17 protein-coding genes are annotated in these 17,646 nt (G+C 39.2%); 9 read left to right on the top strand and 8 right to left on the bottom strand.

The features are described 5' to 3' along the window. The first annotated feature begins 68 nt into the window (after nucleotides 1–68). The 4 genes from MWU56_RS06320 (at nucleotide 69) to MWU56_RS06305 (ending at nucleotide 4,020) form a co-directional block, all read left to right on the top strand. Nucleotides 69–1,436: an MATE family efflux transporter gene (locus tag MWU56_RS06320; protein WP_247043084.1), complete on the top strand. Its 1,368-nt coding sequence runs from the start codon at nucleotides 69–71 to the stop codon at nucleotides 1,434–1,436. A 132-nt stretch (nucleotides 1,437–1,568) separates the two neighbouring features. Beyond that, a complete protein-coding gene (locus MWU56_RS06315) occupies nucleotides 1,569–1,796 on the top strand; it encodes a hypothetical protein (RefSeq protein ID WP_247043083.1) in 228 nt (75 codons plus the stop codon). After that, a complete protein-coding gene (locus MWU56_RS06310; protein WP_247043080.1) occupies nucleotides 1,796–2,365 on the top strand; it encodes a phosphatase PAP2 family protein in 570 nt (189 codons plus the stop codon). Before MWU56_RS06315 ends, MWU56_RS06310 begins: the two co-directional genes overlap by 1 nt. Then, nucleotides 2,362–4,020, top strand: coding sequence for an ArnT family glycosyltransferase (locus MWU56_RS06305; RefSeq protein WP_247043078.1), 1,659 nt, complete (start codon nucleotides 2,362–2,364; stop codon nucleotides 4,018–4,020). Before MWU56_RS06310 ends, MWU56_RS06305 begins: the two co-directional genes overlap by 4 nt. On the opposite strand, the gene MWU56_RS06300 is transcribed toward MWU56_RS06305, so the two are convergent. Genes MWU56_RS06300 through meaB form a run of 3 tightly spaced genes read right to left on the bottom strand, consistent with a single transcriptional unit; the run spans nucleotide 4,017 to nucleotide 6,923 of the window. After that, nucleotides 4,017–4,889, bottom strand: coding sequence for a lysylphosphatidylglycerol synthase transmembrane domain-containing protein (locus MWU56_RS06300; RefSeq protein WP_247043076.1), 873 nt, complete (start codon nucleotides 4,887–4,889; stop codon nucleotides 4,017–4,019). The two genes, MWU56_RS06305 and MWU56_RS06300, sit on opposite strands and share 4 nt — an antisense overlap. Next, the gene (locus MWU56_RS06295; protein ID WP_247043074.1) at nucleotides 4,870–5,832 is read right to left on the bottom strand and encodes a glycosyltransferase family 2 protein; all 963 of its coding nucleotides are present in this window, start codon (nucleotides 5,830–5,832) and stop codon (nucleotides 4,870–4,872) included. Before MWU56_RS06295 ends, MWU56_RS06300 begins: the two co-directional genes overlap by 20 nt. A 35-nt stretch (nucleotides 5,833–5,867) precedes the next feature. Next, nucleotides 5,868–6,923, bottom strand: a complete 1,056-nt coding sequence (meaB, locus tag MWU56_RS06290; RefSeq protein WP_247043073.1) for a methylmalonyl Co-A mutase-associated GTPase MeaB — start codon at nucleotides 6,921–6,923, stop codon at nucleotides 5,868–5,870. A 197-nt stretch (nucleotides 6,924–7,120) separates the two neighbouring features. Between meaB and MWU56_RS06285 the strand changes: the two genes are divergently transcribed. The 4 genes from MWU56_RS06285 to MWU56_RS06270 all read left to right on the top strand — a co-directional run bounded on the left by MWU56_RS06285 (nucleotide 7,121) and on the right by MWU56_RS06270 (nucleotide 10,258). Then, nucleotides 7,121–7,546, top strand: a complete 426-nt coding sequence (locus MWU56_RS06285) for an Ohr family peroxiredoxin (RefSeq protein ID WP_247043072.1) — start codon at nucleotides 7,121–7,123, stop codon at nucleotides 7,544–7,546. 205 nt (nucleotides 7,547–7,751) lie between these two features. Further along, a complete protein-coding gene (locus tag MWU56_RS06280) occupies nucleotides 7,752–8,234 on the top strand; it encodes an RNA polymerase sigma factor (protein WP_262917804.1) in 483 nt (160 codons plus the stop codon). Beyond that, nucleotides 8,224–8,826 carry a hypothetical protein gene (locus MWU56_RS06275; RefSeq protein ID WP_247043071.1) on the top strand — a complete coding sequence of 201 codons (603 nt, stop codon included), beginning with the start codon at nucleotides 8,224–8,226 and terminating at the stop codon, nucleotides 8,824–8,826. The genes MWU56_RS06280 and MWU56_RS06275 overlap by 11 nt, the downstream gene beginning before the upstream one ends. Then, nucleotides 8,798–10,258 carry a hypothetical protein gene (locus tag MWU56_RS06270; protein WP_247043070.1) on the top strand — a complete coding sequence of 487 codons (1,461 nt, stop codon included), beginning with the start codon at nucleotides 8,798–8,800 and terminating at the stop codon, nucleotides 10,256–10,258. The genes MWU56_RS06275 and MWU56_RS06270 overlap by 29 nt, the downstream gene beginning before the upstream one ends. A gap of 92 nt (nucleotides 10,259–10,350) precedes the next feature. Here MWU56_RS06270 and msrA read toward each other — a convergent pair whose 3' ends face one another. Continuing rightward, the gene (gene msrA / locus MWU56_RS06265) at nucleotides 10,351–11,049 is read right to left on the bottom strand and encodes a peptide-methionine (S)-S-oxide reductase MsrA (RefSeq protein WP_247043069.1); all 699 of its coding nucleotides are present in this window, start codon (nucleotides 11,047–11,049) and stop codon (nucleotides 10,351–10,353) included. A gap of 400 nt (nucleotides 11,050–11,449) precedes the next feature. Here msrA and MWU56_RS06260 point away from each other — a divergent pair, with 400 nt between their 5' ends. Continuing rightward, nucleotides 11,450–11,686: a hypothetical protein gene (locus MWU56_RS06260; protein WP_247043067.1), complete on the top strand. Its 237-nt coding sequence runs from the start codon at nucleotides 11,450–11,452 to the stop codon at nucleotides 11,684–11,686. 167 nt (nucleotides 11,687–11,853) lie between these two features. Here MWU56_RS06260 and MWU56_RS06255 read toward each other — a convergent pair whose 3' ends face one another. From MWU56_RS06255 to MWU56_RS06240, 4 genes are all read right to left on the bottom strand, one after another. Then, a complete protein-coding gene (locus MWU56_RS06255; protein WP_247043065.1) occupies nucleotides 11,854–13,074 on the bottom strand; it encodes a sensor histidine kinase in 1,221 nt (406 codons plus the stop codon). 156 nt (nucleotides 13,075–13,230) lie between these two features. Beyond that, the gene (gene secA, locus MWU56_RS06250; RefSeq protein ID WP_247043063.1) at nucleotides 13,231–16,593 is read right to left on the bottom strand and encodes a preprotein translocase subunit SecA; all 3,363 of its coding nucleotides are present in this window, start codon (nucleotides 16,591–16,593) and stop codon (nucleotides 13,231–13,233) included. Between the two features lie 135 nt (nucleotides 16,594–16,728). Further along, nucleotides 16,729–16,953: a DUF2795 domain-containing protein gene (locus MWU56_RS06245; RefSeq protein ID WP_013551418.1), complete on the bottom strand. Its 225-nt coding sequence runs from the start codon at nucleotides 16,951–16,953 to the stop codon at nucleotides 16,729–16,731. A gap of 125 nt (nucleotides 16,954–17,078) precedes the next feature. After that, complete coding sequence (locus tag MWU56_RS06240; protein ID WP_247043061.1) at nucleotides 17,079–17,636, bottom strand: cob(I)yrinic acid a,c-diamide adenosyltransferase; 558 nt, start codon at nucleotides 17,634–17,636, stop codon at nucleotides 17,079–17,081. Nucleotides 17,637–17,646 lie beyond the last annotated feature (10 nt).

The following is a 17,646-nucleotide window of genomic DNA, read 5'->3' as shown; positions in this document are numbered from 1 at the left end:
GCCAACGTAAAGAAGTGCTAAAATGGTGTCAATCTAACTATATTTGCATCCCTTTTTAAGTATCCGCTGTGTTTCAAAATTATACCAAAGAGTTTGTCTATAACCTAAGGTTGTCCTATCCCGTTATTCTGGGTATGTTGGGACATACCTTCGTGGCTTTTGCCGACAATATTATGGTGGGACAATTGGGTACCGCCGAGTTGGCTGCCGTGTCTTTGGGAAACAGTTTTGTATTTATTGCCATGTCGCTTGGAATTGGATTTTCAACTGCAATCACACCTTTGGTTGCAGAAGCGGACGGGGCAAAGGATCAAGCATCGGGTAAAAGCGCCTTAAAACATGGTTTGGTATTATGTACCATATTGGGACTTTCACTATTTGGACTCATACAAGTTTGCAAACCTTTGATGCACCATATGAAACAACCACCAGAAGTGGTGGAGCTCGCATTACCCTATTTGGATTTGGTCGCTTTTTCGTTGGTGCCCTTGATTGTATTCCAGGCTTTTAAACAGTTTTCTGAAGGACTCTCACAAACCAAATATCCCATGTATGCGACAATTTTGGCCAATGTGGTGAACATCACACTGAACTATTTGTTGATTTTTGGCTCTTTTGGATTCCCCAAAATGGGAATTGTTGGTGCAGCGGTGGGCACTTTGGCATCCCGTGTCATCATGGTAGTGTTTATTTGGTTTTTATTGAAGCGTAAAAAGAAGTTTGAATCCTATGTAACCAACTTCAATTTTAGAAAGATTGAGAAGAAAGTGATGGATAAGATTATCAGTCTTGGTTTTCCGTCCGCATTGCAAATGTTTTTCGAGGTTGCCATTTTCACCGGAGCTGTTTGGTTAAGTGGTGTGCTTGGAAAAAATTCACAAGCTGCCAATCAAATAGCGTTGAACCTGAGCAGTATGACCTTTATGGTAGGTATGGGGCTGAGTGTAGCGGCCATGGTTAGGGTAGGGAACCAGAAAGGGCTTCGCGATTATAAGGAGTTAAAACGTATAGCAGAATCCATTTTTTTCTTGACATTTATTTTGGAGGTGGCGTTTGCTGCTATCTTTTTATTGGGAAGACATTGGTTTCCCACTATTTATTTAGATGTCGACGATATAGCCAACCAAGCAGATAATACGGAGGTAATCATTATTGCAGCGAAACTATTGTTGGTGGCAGCGTTTTTTCAGATTTCTGATGGACTTCAGGTGGTGGTTTTGGGGGCTTTGCGTGGTTTGCAAGATGTAAAGGTACCTACGTTGATCACATTTATTGCATACTGGTTGGTTGGTTTTCCGATCAGTTATTATCTGGGGCTTCATACACGTTTGGAGAGCACAGGGATTTGGATAGGATTGTTGGCTGGGCTTACCGTATCGGCCGTAATGTTGTATCTTCGATTTAACTTTTTGACCAAGAAAATGATTGAACAATAGTTTTGTCACCTTGAGCTCGTCTCAGGGTCTCATCATAAAAAGAAAAATTGAAATGAGATGTTGAAACCAGTTCAACATGACATAATAAAAATATAGATATTCGATTCCATTTTGGAATCAAAATAAGAGCACATGGAACTACCTAAATTTTTATTGGCAGATAACACGGATTATCCCGAGGCCATTTTTATTGTCCATACCGAATACCCACGGTTCATCATCAATCTGGAAAATGATGAAGTGGAGTGGATGGAAGAATTCTCCAAAGAAGATGAGGCAGATTTAACGGATGAAGCGGAGAGTTTGATTGAAGCGGCCACCGCTTTTTATGATCGCGAAGTATCCAGATACGATAAATAATGTTCGAACAGCTATTACAGTACGATAAAGAACTTTTTTTGTTCCTTAACGGATTGGGAACTGAAACTTGGGATGGTTTTTGGATGTTCATGACAACTACCAGAAATTCAGCGCCACTGTATTTCCTTTTACTTTATTTGTCCTACCGAACCTTTGGTTGGAAGGGAACTGGTATAATTTTAGTGTCTATCGCACTGCTGATAACTTGTACCGATCAGCTATCCAACTTTTTCAAGTATGGTGTGGGTCGACTTCGACCTTGTCATGACCCCGAAGTAAGTGGTGTAATGCGTTTGGTGAAAAGTTATTGTGGAGGGCAATTTGGGTATTTTTCTGCTCATGCGGCCAATTCATTTGGTCCTGCCATTTTCTTTACCGTTTTGTTTCGTAACAAGGTGAAATATATTTCTTGGCTGTTATTGCTTTGGGCATGTGTTGTGGCCTACAGTCGAATTTATATAGGAGTGCATTATCCCTTGGATGTGATCACCGGTGCTTTGGTAGGGTCGCTCTTCGGATGGTTATGGGCCAAGTTGGCTATATTTGTTTTTCAAAAAACAGGGGTATGATCTCAACCAGCAGATATTGGTTTTATATTGCGTTGGTATTGTTGGTTTACATCATTGGAATGTTTGCCACCTTGTTTGAGAACGATTCTGCCCAATTTGCTGTAATGGCGATGCGAATGGTTCAGGAGAACGACTTTTTGAGCCTATTTAAAGGCTCTGAAGAGTATCTGGACAAACCACACATGCATTATTGGTTGGCAGCACTTTCCTATAAAATTTTTGGCTTATACGATTGGGCTTACAGAATACCGGGTATTTTATCCACTTTATTGGGCGCCTACAGTTGCTACGGTCTTGGAAAATTGCTTTATAACAAAGATGTAGGGCGATTGTCTTCTTTGATTTTTATGACAGCCCAAACCATGGTCTTGGCCAATATCGACGTTCGTACCGATGCTGTCTTGACAGGGTTCACTATCTTTTCTATTTGGCAGTTGGCGACTTATATCGAAAAAAGCACCTTAAAAAGTATTGCCTTAGGTGCCTTTGGTGCAGGAATTGCTTTTTCCACCAAAGGACAAATAGCTTTGGTAGTTATAGGTATATCGATACTATGCCATTTGGCCTACACCCGAAAGTGGCAGCAATTGCTCAATTGGAAGGTTTTGGCTGCGATTATTGTCTTTGGATTAACGATTGCTCCCATGTTGTACGCCTATTACCATCAATTTGATTTGCATCCCGAGAAGGTGATTCGCGGTAAGGACAACCGAAGCGGAATCTTTTTTATTTTTTGGGAACAGAGTTTTGAACGCATGAGTGGTGAAGGGATGGGAAAGAACAGTAGTGATTTTTTCTTTTTCTTTCATACGTTTTTATGGGTGTTCTTGCCTTGGACAGTACTTGCCTTAATTGGATATTGGACCAGATTGAAAATGTTTTGGAAAATTAGGTTTGCATACAGAAGTGGATTGGAGTTTTTGACTTTTGGCGGAATTTCAATTTTGTTCCTGCTTATTAGTTTCGCCCAGTTCAAATTGCCTCATTACATGAATGTCCTTATGCCCCTGTACGCGATTTTGTCAGCCGCATTTTTGTATGTTTTACACCAACAGCAAAAATTGAAGCTTACAAAGATAGTCTTGGGAATCCAGTATTTTGTATTGGGTCTGGTAGTAATCTTCACACTTTTGGTGAGTTTCTATGTGTTCCGATTGGAACATTGGTACAGTTATCTGTTTTTGCTGCTCTCTCTAGCACTAGTGAGCTATTCTACACTAAAAAAAGAAACGGCCTATGCAAAGATTGTGACCGTGGCCATTTTTAGCTCCCTATTGTTGAACGGTTTTATGAATGCTCATTTTTATCCAAAATTATTGGAGTACCAAGGAGGTTCCAATATGGCAGAAAAAGTGAAGGAGAACAATATACAAGTGGATAAAATTTATAAGATAAACGAAAGGCACACCTGGGCGTTGGATTTTTATGATCGAGATCCTGTCAATATTATTTCCACATCTGATTTGAAAAATATGAAAGATGTTTGGGTGTATGCCACTGATAAAGAGCTGAAACTTTTAAAACAAGAAGGAATTGATTGGAATAATCAAATTACAGTGGACCAATTCCGGATTACACGACTACAAATCAAGTTTTTGAATCCCAACACTCGCCAGGAAAAATTAAACAAAATGCATTTGGTGCATTTGGATTAATCCGCTGATTTGAGTTGCGGCTTTTTAAAATGATAGATTACCCCGAAAAGGGAGGTGAGCGCCGTTATCAAAAAGAAGGTGAAGCTGATACCTATTGAAGTGCTTGCATCCAGTCCCAACCATTCGGCACCATATAAAAATGTTACTTCACGACTTCCAATTCCACCAATGGTCAAAGGAATAACGGACACGATGGATGATACCAAGAACACAAAAAGATACTCAATGATGTCCGATTCAACGGACAATGACTTCAGAATACATAGTACACATATAAGTTGGGCCAATTGAACCAGGGCCGAAAGCCCTACAGATTTCCAAAACACGGGTAGGGTAGAGGTGAAAAATATTTTGTTCATGAACCAAAAAGCAACAACACTCAATGGAATTATTACTATGATCAACCATTGAAAGCTTTGAAAAAATTGGTTTTTCGACCACAAGGCAAGTACGCAAGCATACACAAAGAGTAGTAACATTCCACTTAAACGGTCCAGCAATAAACTGGATACCACTTTTTTAGTCCCAGGCTGATATTCTTTTTGGACAACATAACCTTTATAGGCATCACCACCAATGCCCCCCGGCAAAAAAAGGTTATAGAACATACCCAATAAATACAACTTTAAATTCCCCAATTGCGAAATATTCGCCCCAATTTGATGAAAATATAAGTTTGTCCTAAATGCGGATAATACTTTGGACAACACAAAAATTAGTAGTGCCAGACCTATATATAATGGATCACTCTTTTTTAGGGTCTGGAACACATCTTTCAACTCTATTTTGGTGAAAATAAAGTAAATCAGTACTGCACTAACGATAAACTTTAGGGCAGTGATGCCCTTTTTACGCAGGTTTTCCGTCACCTATGGTAATTTTTTTGATGCGATATGGTCTTTTCTGTTGCGATTCATAATAAGTACGAATCAACAGTTCCATTACAATTCCGATGGTAAACAACTGGATGCCTCCTAAAATGAACATCATGCCAAATATTAAAAGAGGCCTTGTTCCTATATCTTGATCAAATCCTAGTTTAACTATCAATAAATACATATTAATGAGCACCCCTAGTATAATCAACAATACGCCAAAAATTCCAAAAAGGTGGATCGGACGCTGAAAATACTTGCGGATAAAAAGTAACAGCATCATATCTGCCACTACTTTAAAAACCCGTTCCAACCCATATTTGGAAACACCTGCATGTCTGGCATGGTGCTTCACCGGAACTTGCTTTATCTGTGCGCCTTCCAAATAGGCCAATAGTGTAATAAAACGGTGCATTTCACCATAGAGATTTAATCCCTTGGCTATATCTTTCGTAAATACTTTGAGTGCGCAACCGTTGTCTTTAATATCCAATTTGGTAACCCTTCGCACCAAAAAATTGGCAATTTTGGAAGGTATCTTTTTTACCAACGAGTCTTTTCTTTTTTGTCTTATTCCGGTGATTACGTCATACTCGCCTTCCACTGCTATTTCCAACATATGTGGAATGTCGGAGGGGTCGTTTTGGAGGTCTCCGTCCATGGTGATAATGTATTCACCTTCGGCATAATCTATTCCAGCAGCTAATGCCAAGCTCTGGCCATAGTTTTTTTTCAGTTCAATGAGGTGGACTCTTTTGTCGTCCATTTCCTTGACTTTGATTCGGGTTTTGTCGGTAGAAAAATCATCTACGTACACAATTTGATAGTTGTAACCTTCAAGGCTTTCATTGATTCTTTCGGTTAAAAGAACCACATTGTCCTCTTCGTTGTACAAAGGAACTACTATGGATAAAAGAGAATCGGTGACAGTGCTCATTCAGTATAAAATCTGTGCAAATTTATTGCTTTTATTTAAAGTTCCTTGGTAATCTTGTCCAATAGGATTTTGGCAGCGTAAAAGGGTGATATTTTATGTTCCTCGATAGCTGTCAATAATTTGGTCTGTTCTTTTTTAAAGGTCTGTTTTTGATGAAAAAATTGTTTGATGTACTCATCTACGGTCTGAAAGAACCAGTTTTTGTTTTGTAGCTTACGATTTTTCTCAAAAAAATCGTTCTTATTGGTGTGTTCTACAAAATTTTGAACTGTTTTCCATATTTCAAAAATGCCCGTATTTTCTGTTGCGGAGCACATCATCACTTTTGGTGTCCAGCCGTTGGCCTTTGGAGGGTAAAGGTGCAAAGCCCTAGAAAACTCGGTAACTGCAAGTTTGGCGTGTTCCAAATTGCTACCATCTGCTTTGTTGATGGCAATCGCATCTGCCATTTCCATAATACCCCTTTTAATGCCCTGGAGTTCGTCCCCAGCACCTGATAATTTCAGTAAAAGGAAAAAATCCACCATACTGTGCACGGCAATTTCGCTTTGGCCCACACCTACAGTTTCCACTAAAATCACATTATAGCCTGCTGCTTCGCAGAGGATAATGCTTTCACGGGTTTTCCGTGCCACCCCGCCCAAAGAGGTTCCTGATGGGGAGGGACGTATAAATGCATTGGGATCTTTGGCAAGGGTCTCCATGCGGGTTTTGTCTCCCAAAATACTTCCTTTGCTCAGCGAACTGGAAGGGTCCACGGCGAGAACGGCCACTTTGTTTCCTTGTTCTGTCAATGTTTTGCCCAAGGTTTCTATAAACGAGCTTTTTCCTACTCCCGGCACTCCGGTAATGCCCAGCCGAATACTTTTGTTGGGTCGGGTCAAACACTTTTCTATTATGGTGTTTGCGGTATCAAAATGGGTCGGTTTGGTGCTTTCCAATAAGGTAATGGCCTTGGCGAGCATGGCTTTGTTCCCATCAAAAATACCTTGGGCCAAATCTTCGGCGGAAATTTCTTTCTTTCTAAGGGATTTGATTTTGGAAATGGTATCCGGGTATATTTTGTTTTCTTCTGTCAAGGGCGATTTCATCTAAATCAACACGAATTTATAAAGATTTTACGGGTTTGCGTGAACTTCAAGAGTATATAGGGATTTTTTCATTTATCCATTTCACAAAAATTTAATATCTGTTATCAGGACTTCACGCTACAATTTGGTACCTTATTCGTTAAATGATCGGTTGCCATGCAGGTGCTGATTTTTAAGAACCTATAAACATTTAAAAGATGAAGACTATTTTTGAGGCAAAGGCCACTAATACAGGAGGTAGAGCAGGACATGTAAAGAGCGAGGATGGCGTCTTGGATTTTGATATCAGTATGCCGAATTCCAACGGAAAACCCGATCCGAAATCTACCAACCCAGAAGAACTTTTTGCTGCTGCATACTCCACTTGCTATGCTGGTGCGGTAGAAGCTGTTGCCCAAAGCCATGATGTGGATGATCTTGGAGATTTTAGTGTAACTGCTGTTGTGGCATTCAATAAAGAAGAGGATGGTTTCTTTTTGGAAGTGACCTTGGATACGTATTTGCCTACAGTGACTAAGGAAATGGGTGAAACCATAATTATGGAAGCTCACGAAATGTGCCCTTACAGTAAGGCTACGCGCGACAATATTACCGTCCATCTAAATCTATTAATGGACGAATAAATCACATAACTTTTTAATAATCAGCCCTGTTGAAATCATCAGCAGGGCTTTTTTTGTTAAAAATCAATTAAAAACAACCTAATTTGCAACGTTGCATTATTTGCATCGTCCTTACTACAGAACAACTAAAGAACCAGACATAGAACCAAGTGTGCTCCATATCGAGCTTGTAGAAAAGTGCAAGACGAACGACCGTCAGGCGCAAATGAAGCTGTACCATCAATATTGCGATGGCATGTTTTGTGTGGCTATGCGATTTCTTAAAAATGCGGATGATGCGGAAGATGTATTGCAGGAGTCTTTTATAAAAGCATTTCAGCGTATAGGGCAATTTAAGGGAGAGGTGACTTTTGGAGCATGGTTGAAACGAATCGTTGTGAATCGGTGTATTGATTTTTTAAAATCAAAAAATCAACAAACGGTAGAATTAAAGGAAAGTTATTTACATATGGCGGAGGATCATGATTGGTCGGTGGAGGAGGGGATTTCCATTGCACAGGTGAAGGAGGCCATTGAACAACTTCCACAAAAATATAGATATGTTGTGCAACTGTTCTTGGTTGAAGGGTATGATCATGCGGAGATCTCAGAAATTTTGGGCATAACGGAAACCGCATCCCGGACCCGCCTGTTAAGAGGAAAGGCACAATTGAAAGAAAAATTAAAAGATATGGCTTATGGCACGTGATCTTAGAGAACTGTTTGAAAAGGAAAGGGAGCAAAAACGCTTCAATATGAAGCAAGGGCATGAGGACCGCTTTTTTGCCAAGCTGGAGACTGAGCTGCCCAATGACCCTCCAAAGAGAAAGGTGTTCTCCCTTTGGATGCAGATTGCAGCATCTGTTGTGGTGGCTGTGGGTTTATCTATTTATTATTTCAATAGTAATGAAAGTGCCACAAACCCCAATGAAGAGGTAACAGTAGTGGACGGTAATCATTCGAACACTGAAGTTAAGGGTATTTCACTGGGAGATCTTTCGCCTGGTCTTAAAAAGATTGAGACCTATTATACAACTACTATTAATTTACAGTTGGCCGAATTGGCCGACGACTCTGTAAATAAGGAGCTAGTGGACAGTTATATGGAAAGGTTGGCAGAACTGAACAAGGAATATCACAGACTGAACCAAGAGTTGAACGAGTTAGGTCCCAATGATCAAACCATTAATGCTTTAATCAATAACCTACAGCTAAGGTTGCAGTTGTTGCAAAAGTTGAAAACAAAATTGAATCAATTAAAATCATCAAAAAATGAACAGGAATCATCAAATATTGTGTAGCGGATTGCTCCTGTTGCTGGTAGGGTTTACTTGCCAAGCACAGGAGAAGTCCAAAACCTACAAGGAGACCTTTAATGTGAACAAGGATACGGAATTGAACGTCAATACCAGTTATTCCGATATTGAATTCGAGACTTGGAACAAGGACCAAGTGGAGATTACCGCAGTGGTTGAACTGGAAGGAGTGGATGAAGCGGAGGCCGATGCTTATTTTGAAAGGGATCTGGTTAAAATTATGGGCAATAGCAGGGAAATCGAAGTGAGTACAGAAGGTGCTGGACCTAATTATACTTTCGATTTTCAAGGATTTAATATTGACATTCCTGAAATGCCTTCGGTCGCAGAAATTATTGCAAATGTGGAGATACCAGAAATGCCAGAGATTGTATTTCCAGAAATAGCAGCGATGCCCTCTGTACCTCCGATGCCTCCGCTTCCCCCAATTCAATTCGATTATGATGCCTATAAAAAGGATGGTGATAAGTACATGAAGGAATGGAAGAAGGAGTTTGATAAAACTTTTGATAAAGAATACAAGGAGCGTTTTGAGGAATGGGGGAAAGAGATGGAAAAAATGGCGGAAGAGCGCGAGGCCCATAGAGAGGAACTGCGTGGAGAACGGGAGAAAATGAGGGAGGAACGCGAAAAAGTGAGAGAAGAGATGCACGAAAGACTGCTGGAACAACGCGAAGAAATGCGCGCGCAAAGAGAAGAGTTACGAGCAGAGCAGGCAGAACTGAGAAAGGAACTTCGTGAGGAGGCCCGAACGATCCACGGAAGCCCAAATGTGTTCTACTTCTCCTCCGATGGTCAGCATAAAGAGTATAAAGTCAAAAAACGAATCATTATTAAAATGCCCAAATACATGAAACTTAATATGAATGTGAGGCATGGCAAGGTAAAGCTTGCAGAAAATACCAAGAACATCAATGCAAGCTTATCTTATGCAAGCTTGCTTGCCTCTACTATTGATGGTGCCACTACGGACATTCGGGTTTCCTACTCGCCCGTGACGGTCCAAAACTGGAATTACGGAAAGCTTAGTGTAGATTATTCCGATAACATTAATTTAAAAGAGGTAAAGGAATTAAACCTGAATTCGGTATCATCCAATGTGGTTATAGGCCGTTTGGCCGGCAAGGTTGCTGTTGTGAATGATTTTGGGGCATTGAGTATTGATGAAGTCTCCAATACCTTCAACACCATTGATATTTCTATGGAAAATGGAGAGTTGAATTGCAAATTGCCAGAAACTCCCTATGTGATTTCAGTATATGAAACCACTTCCGACTTTACATATCCCAAGGCATTAAAACTGGTATCGACCAAAAAAAATGGTGCCAATGTCCATACCGGCTATCATATTGATAAGAATGAGGGTAAAACCATCACTATCAATTCCAAATATAGCGAGGTGGTTCTAAAGGACTGATTTTGATACTGTCCCAAAGAACCACTTCAATTCATTCTGCACAACACATTCTTCCTACAAGGATGGACCTACCTTACCTTCCACTATTTTATTTAATGTACATTATCCTTTAGATAGGACTTAAAGTTCTTTTTAAAACGATTTAATCTGGGAATGGAAACATTTCTAATATAACTGTTATTTGGATTTCGCTTTTCATAATCCTGATGATATTCTTCCGCCTTATAAAACTTTTCAAAGGATTGTACCTCTGTGACAACGGGTCTGTCACCGTAAACATTTTCATCTTCCAGTTTGTCTATGTAGTCCTGTATGACCTTTTTTTCTACATCGGTCTTATAAAAAGCAATGGAACGGTATTGTGCGCCACGGTCCGGTCCTTGTTTGTTGAGTGTAGTGGGGTCGTGTGAGCCAAAAAACACTGCCACCAATTGGGGAAACGATATAACATTTGGATCATAATATACAGCAACAGCTTCCGCGTGATCGGTTTTGCCATAAGACACTTCTTCGTAGGTAGGATTTTTTTCCGAACCTCCTGAATATCCTGAATACACTTCCTTAACTCCTTTTACACTTTCAAAAATCGCTTCAACGCACCAAAAGCATCCACTGGCAAAGTAGGCGATGTTGTATTCTTGAAGTTGATCGGACATTGGTTCGTTGTCGTCCCAACTATTTCTTATCTGCTCCTTTTGAGCGATATCTTCTTTATCCGATTTGTTTTTGGATTGGCAACTAATGGATGCCAACAAGAGCAGTATTATAAATGGAATTTTCACAACTTTCATTTTTAGTTTATTCTTTGGTTGTAATAAGATACCAACAATTACTTGGATGGGCGTTAAAAATTGTTAATCGTTCATTTCTTGTTCAAGAACCTGTTTTCGTCAGATTGATTAATGAATCTTTAAAGTAGTTGTTTTTTCCTACAATAATTAATAAAACATAATCTTTTTCCTACAAATAAATGTTTGATGTTCAGTTACTTATATCTGTCCTACATGATGAATGATCGATGAAATGCAGCTTCGTTCGGTATCATGTTTTAGACCTTTAAAACACTCATCGACGATAAAAAACACTTTACCCGAAAAAAAAATATTCACCGACATAAAAGTGTCATTGAGCGATAGAAATCTATTTGAACCTGTCATCCAAGGTAATTTTACATCGTAAAGAAACAACAACATGAAGACAATATTCACCATCATCGCAATCACTTTTTTCGGAACTATGGGTTTTGCCCAAAATGTCTCTAATGATAATAAAGTGGATACTATTACTGAAAGTATTGAGTTAAATGTAGAAATTAACAATACAATCAGAAAGGACAGGAAAATGGTAAGATTGTACAAGTTTAAAAACTCTAGAATCAAAAAGGAGCTTTCTTTTAGAACAAAAAAGAACAAAGCTAAATTAGCTTAATTATAATGTTGGGATTTATAATTCCTTTTGTGTTGTTTCTTGGCACTTCGTTTATTTTGGCAAGTATTGCCTTTTATTTTAGAGAAAGAAAGTCTTAGAAGTTTAAGTTTATATTGGAATAGATTGGGTCGGTTTTAACCGGCCTTTCTTTTTTGTAACAGATGTACCTATTGATCTATCGAGTTGAACTGCTCAATGACCTCTTGAAACTCAATAGTATAGTATGTACCTTTTTTAGCGTAATCCCTTGTAATGGAACCTCTAAGTTGACGAGTCAAATTGTAAATTAGTTTTAGCCCTAGGGAATTGGATGTTTTAGGGTTTATTTCCTCAGAATATCCGATACCGTTATCACCTAAGTACATTCTATATCTATTAGCACTGATTTTGTCAACGGAGACATGGATTTCACCATCACTAATTTCAGCAATACCGTATTTTAAAGCATTTGTTATGGTTTCATTGATGATTAATCCTAACGGAATTACCGTATCGATACTAAGCTTGTAATTTTTAATGTCCAGGTTCACTTTTACATCGTTACCACTTCCTTTAACCGATCGAACCAAATAATCACAAAGTTCCTGTACGTAAGGTTCAAGTTCTATTTTTGACAGGTAATCATCTCGCTTGTACAACATCTCATGTACCATGGCCATGGAGACCACACGGTTTTGACTACTTTTGATAATGCTACTGATTTTGCTATCATCGATTGCTCTAGACTGCAAGCTTAAAAGACTGGAAACGGTCTGTAAGTTGTTTTTTACTCGATGATGTACTTCTTTTAGCAGTGTTTCCTTTTCTTCGATGCGTTCCTGTATCTCGTTACGGGAATTATACAATCTATGGTGCGCCCGCAATAAATTCTTGCCAAAAACTCCACCCAAGAGATATACCGCAAAAACGGTACTTAAATAAGCAAACCAGCTTCTAGATTCCAAGGGAACTGTATTTTCAGAAATTCTAAAATTTCCCGTATCATAAAGAAAGAGTAGGGTTAGCACGGCCAAATTTACAATGAGGTACAGTTGTCCAAAAACTTTTGTGGTAACATAACCTGCAAAAACAATTATGGCGAGCACAAAGATAAAAGGGCTTTGAATCCCACCACTGTATAAGGTAATGATTATAGCTCCTATCATTGAAAAGATAGAAGTCAAGTTGTAGGTGAGCAGTAATCTTTTATGTTGCTGATATAATATTGTGTTCACCAGATTTAACAGTGCATAACCTAAAAAAGTATAGACTATTGTTCCTTGTATATCCAAAAAGAAAAAGCAGACCAATCCAAAAATGGCAGCAAAGAAGGATGAATTGTAATTTACCTTAAGTATCAAATCAATCTTATCTTTTAATCTATATGTATCCTTATTAGGAATCTTCATATGCTGCACGTGAATGTTACGCTATCGCATATAAGTTGATATGGAGCGATAGTGTAGCTTAATGGGGTGTTTAAGCTGTAAATCTAATTATGTTTTTGATATAAAAAAAGTGACAGCTTTAATAACTGTCACTTTATAAGAAATTTAGAGAATGTTTTAATCATTGATTAAGACCCATTCTCCTTTGTCTATCAAGGGTTCCGCTTGCTTGTATTTCACGGTCTTGCTCTCTCCGGACATTACATTTTTAATGGTTACTTTTTCGTTTCTACCAATTTTAGGTTTTTCACGCACAATTGTTTCGGTCACTTGTGGTCTTTGGCCTTGCGTTTGTCCAGCAGCTCTGTTCTGAGCGGCCAATTCATCGCTGTTTGGAATTTCTTCTTTTGTAGTCTGAAGCTTTTCCTTTGGTCTACGAACGTTACGGGCTTCTTGGATTTGAGCGGTGTTCTCCGAAGGTAACTCACCTTTGAACAAGAAGGATATTACTTCTTTGTTTACCTTATCCATCATCTCCTTGAAAAGTTCAAATGCTTCGAACTTATAGATCAACAATGGGTCTTTTTGTTCGTGGACCGCTAGCTGAACGGACTGTTTTAATTCGTCCATTTTACGCAAGTGCGTTTTCCAAGAATCATCAATGATAGCCAGGGCAATGTTCTTTTCAAAATCCGTAATCAACTGTTTTCCATTACTGTTGTAGGCTTTCTCCAAGTTGGTTACCACGTTCAGTGATTTGATGCCATCCGTGAAAGGAACCACAATACGTTCAAACTTGTTGGCCTCATCCTCGTATACCTTTTTGATTACCTGGAACGCTACCGTGGCGCTACTCTCCATTTTTTTCTTATAGAAATCGTAAGCCTCTTGATAAACGGTATTCGCGATTTCCTGAAAGCTCATTTTCTTGAATTCCTCTTCATTTATTGGTGATGTAATTGAGAAATATTTAATAAGCTCGAACTCAAAGTTCTTATAATCGTCAGCCATTTTATTGGTTTCCGCAATGGCTTCAGAAGTGTCATAAATCATATTGGCTATGTCCACCTTTAGACGTTCTCCTTGCAAAGCATGTCTTCTTCTTTTGTAGATTACCTCACGTTGGGCATTCATTACATCATCATATTCCAGCAAACGCTTACGGATACCAAAGTTGTTTTCCTCTACTTTCTTCTGCGCACGTTCAATGGATTTGGTCATCATGGAGTGCTGAATCACTTCACCATCTTCCAATCCCATGCGGTCCATCATTTTGGCTACACGGTCCGACCCGAACAAACGCATCAGGTTATCTTCCAAAGAAACATAGAACTGGGAGCTACCTGGATCTCCCTGACGCCCAGAACGACCTCTCAGCTGTCTGTCCACACGTCTGGAATCATGACGCTCTGTACCTACAATGGCCAAACCACCGGCCTCTTTTACTTCTGGGGATAATTTAATATCGGTACCCCTACCGGCCATGTTGGTGGCAATGGTTACAACCCCACCCTTACCTGCTTCAGCTACAATATCGGCCTCTTTTTTATGAAGTTTTGCATTCAGTACATTGTGCGGAACGTTGCGTACGCTCAATAATTTTGATAACAACTCCGAGATTTCAACAGATGTGGTACCGATCAATATGGGTCTTCCTGCTTGCGACATTTTGGTGACCTCATTTATGATGGCATTATATTTTTCACGTTTGGTCTTATAGATCAAATCTTGTCGATCGTCACGGGCAATGGGTCTATTGGTTGGAATTTCCATAACATCCAACTTATAGATTTCCCAAAATTCTCCTGCCTCTGTAACTGCTGTTCCCGTCATTCCGGACAGCTTATTGTACATTCTAAAGTAATTTTGCAAGGTGACGGTAGCAAAAGTCTGTGTCATGGCCTCGATTTTCACGTTCTCCTTGGCCTCAATGGCTTGGTGAAGTCCGTCCGAGTACCTGCGCCCGTCCATGATACGTCCTGTCTGTTCATCAACAATCATCACCTTGTTGTCCATTACCACATATTCCACATCTTTTTCAAAAAGGGTATATGCTTTTAATAACTGTGTCATGGTATGGATACGCTCACTCTTTATGGCAAAATCCTTAAAGAGTCCTTCTTTTAGCTCGGCTTCTTTTTCAATATCCAGATCTTGGTTCTCGATTTTGGCTATCTCATTACCAATGTCGGGCATTACAAAAAACTCTTTGTCTTGATCTGTTGAGATATGATCTACTCCCTTGTCCGTAAGTTCAATTTGATTGTTTTTTTCATCAATCACAAACAATAGGTCCTCATCCACTTTGGGCATTTCCCTATTATTGTCCTGCATGTAGAAGTTTTCGGTTTTCTGTAGCAGTTGTTTAACACCTTCTTCACTTAAAAACTTAATGAGGGCTTTGTTTTTTGGTAATCCACGATGTACGCGCAACAGTAAAAAACCACCTTCTTTGGTATTCCCTTCTTTGATGAGTTTTTTAGCTTCGGCCAATACACCTGTTAAATGCTGGCGTTGCTTTTGAACAATATCGGATACTTGAGGTTTAAGCTCATTGAACTCGTGGCGGTCCCCTTCGGGAACCGGACCGGATATGATCAATGGTGTTCGGGCGTCATCAATAAGAACTGAATCGACCTCATCCACAATAGCGTAGTGTTGCGGACGCTGTACCAGGTCATCCGGTGTGTGCGCCATATTGTCGCGCAAGTAGTCAAAACCAAATTCATTATTGGTTCCGTAGGTGATATCGGCATTGTAGGCAGCTCTTCTTCCATCGGAATTGGGCCTGTGCTTGTCTATACAATCCACAGAAAGGCCATGGAACTCAAAAATCGGTGCCATCCAAGTACTATCCCTTTTAGCGAGATAATCGTTAACAGTTACCAAGTGGGCTCCTTTGCCTACCAATGCATTTAAGTAGAGAGGGAGGGTGGCCACCAATGTTTTACCTTCACCTGTTTGCATTTCTGCAATTTTACCTTGGTGCAGTGCAATACCACCAATAAGCTGAACATCGTAGTGTACCATGTCCCATGTAACTTCTTTACCGGCGGCATCCCAAGAGTTCTGCCAAACAGCTTTGTCGTTTTCTAAAGTTACATAGTCTTTGTCTCCGGAAAGTACTCTATCAAATTCGCTGGCTGTAACCGTTAGCGTTTCGTTGTTCGCAAATCGCTTGGCAGTTTCCTTGACCACGGCAAAGGCTTCAGGAAGTATATCATTAAGTGTTTTTTCTGAAATCGTATAAGCTTCTTCATTTAGCTTGTCAATTTCTGAATAGATTTCTTCGTTACGATCTATGTCACTCGAATTTTCAACTTCTTCTTTTAGTTTGGCAATTTTATTGTTGATTTCTTTGCAGTCCTCTGCAATTCTCGCTTTAAAATCAGTGGTTTTTTGTCTTAGTTCATCATGTGATAATCCTTCCAGTTTTTGCTCAAAGGATTTTATCTCATTCACTAAAGGTTGTAAGGATTTTACATCCTTCTGCGATTTATCACCTACAAATACCTTAATTACGGAATTAATAAAACTCATGAAATATTTTTTCTTTTGATTGTCAAAAGCTGTTCCATTGATAGGATTACAATGAAATTCTTTTGCTAGGCTGTCAAAATTACATAAAAAAAAGCCTCAAATGAGACTTTTTAACGTGGTTTGTTTTTTTTGAATTCAATATTCATCCTCATTCCAGAGGTAGTCTTCTTCGGTGGGATAATCCGGCCAAATTTCTTCAATGGACTCGTATATCTCGCCCCCTTCTTCTTCCATCGATTGTAAATTTTCTACAACTTCCAACGGCGCTCCTGTTCGAATAGCATAATCTATCAGTTCGTCTTTGGTTGCTGGCCAAGGTGCATCACTTAAATATGAAGCTAATTCTAAAGTCCAGTACATAGTAACGGTTTGATTATAAATTTTTTGCAAAAATAATTTTTAAACTCAATCTGCCAAGTAAAAACATGATTATTTAAAAAATATTTTATTGTTGACAAAACATTTGGGATAAAAAACAGAATTTATCAGTCCAACTTCTCAGGAATCCACTTAACCTCCTGAGCATTTAAATCTTTGGACAATTTACGTGCCAGAATAAATAAATAATCTGAGAGGCGATTAATATAGGATAGCACATTGTCCGGTACAGGCTCATTTTCATGAAGATAGGAAATCATCCGTTCTCCACGTCGACAAACTGTTCTTGCAATATGACAGTATGACACGGTAGTATGTCCACCAGGAAGGATAAAATGTGTCATTTCTGGAAGGTTTTCATTCATTTTGTCGATTTCAAGCTCCAAAAACTCAATATCTGACGTGCTTATCCGTGGTATTTTTAATCTTTTATCCTTTTTGGGTTCTGTAGCCAAGATGGAACCTACTGTAAAGAGTTTTTCTTGTATTGCAATAAGAGTGTTTTGGGAATGTTTGTCCATTTTTTGATCTCGCAAAAGACCTAGATGAGAGTTGAGCTCGTCAATGGTCCCATAACTTTCAATCCGAATGTGGTGTTTGGGCACTCGTTTACCTGTGAATAAGGCCGTAGCACCTTTATCTCCCGTTTTTGTGTATATCTTCATTGTTTATCGT

The sequence above is a fragment of the Allomuricauda sp. F6463D genome, from assembly GCF_023015965.1.
Lineage (GTDB): Bacteria > Bacteroidota > Bacteroidia > Flavobacteriales > Flavobacteriaceae > Flagellimonas.
This window is presented reverse-complemented; position numbering and strand designations above follow the sequence as displayed.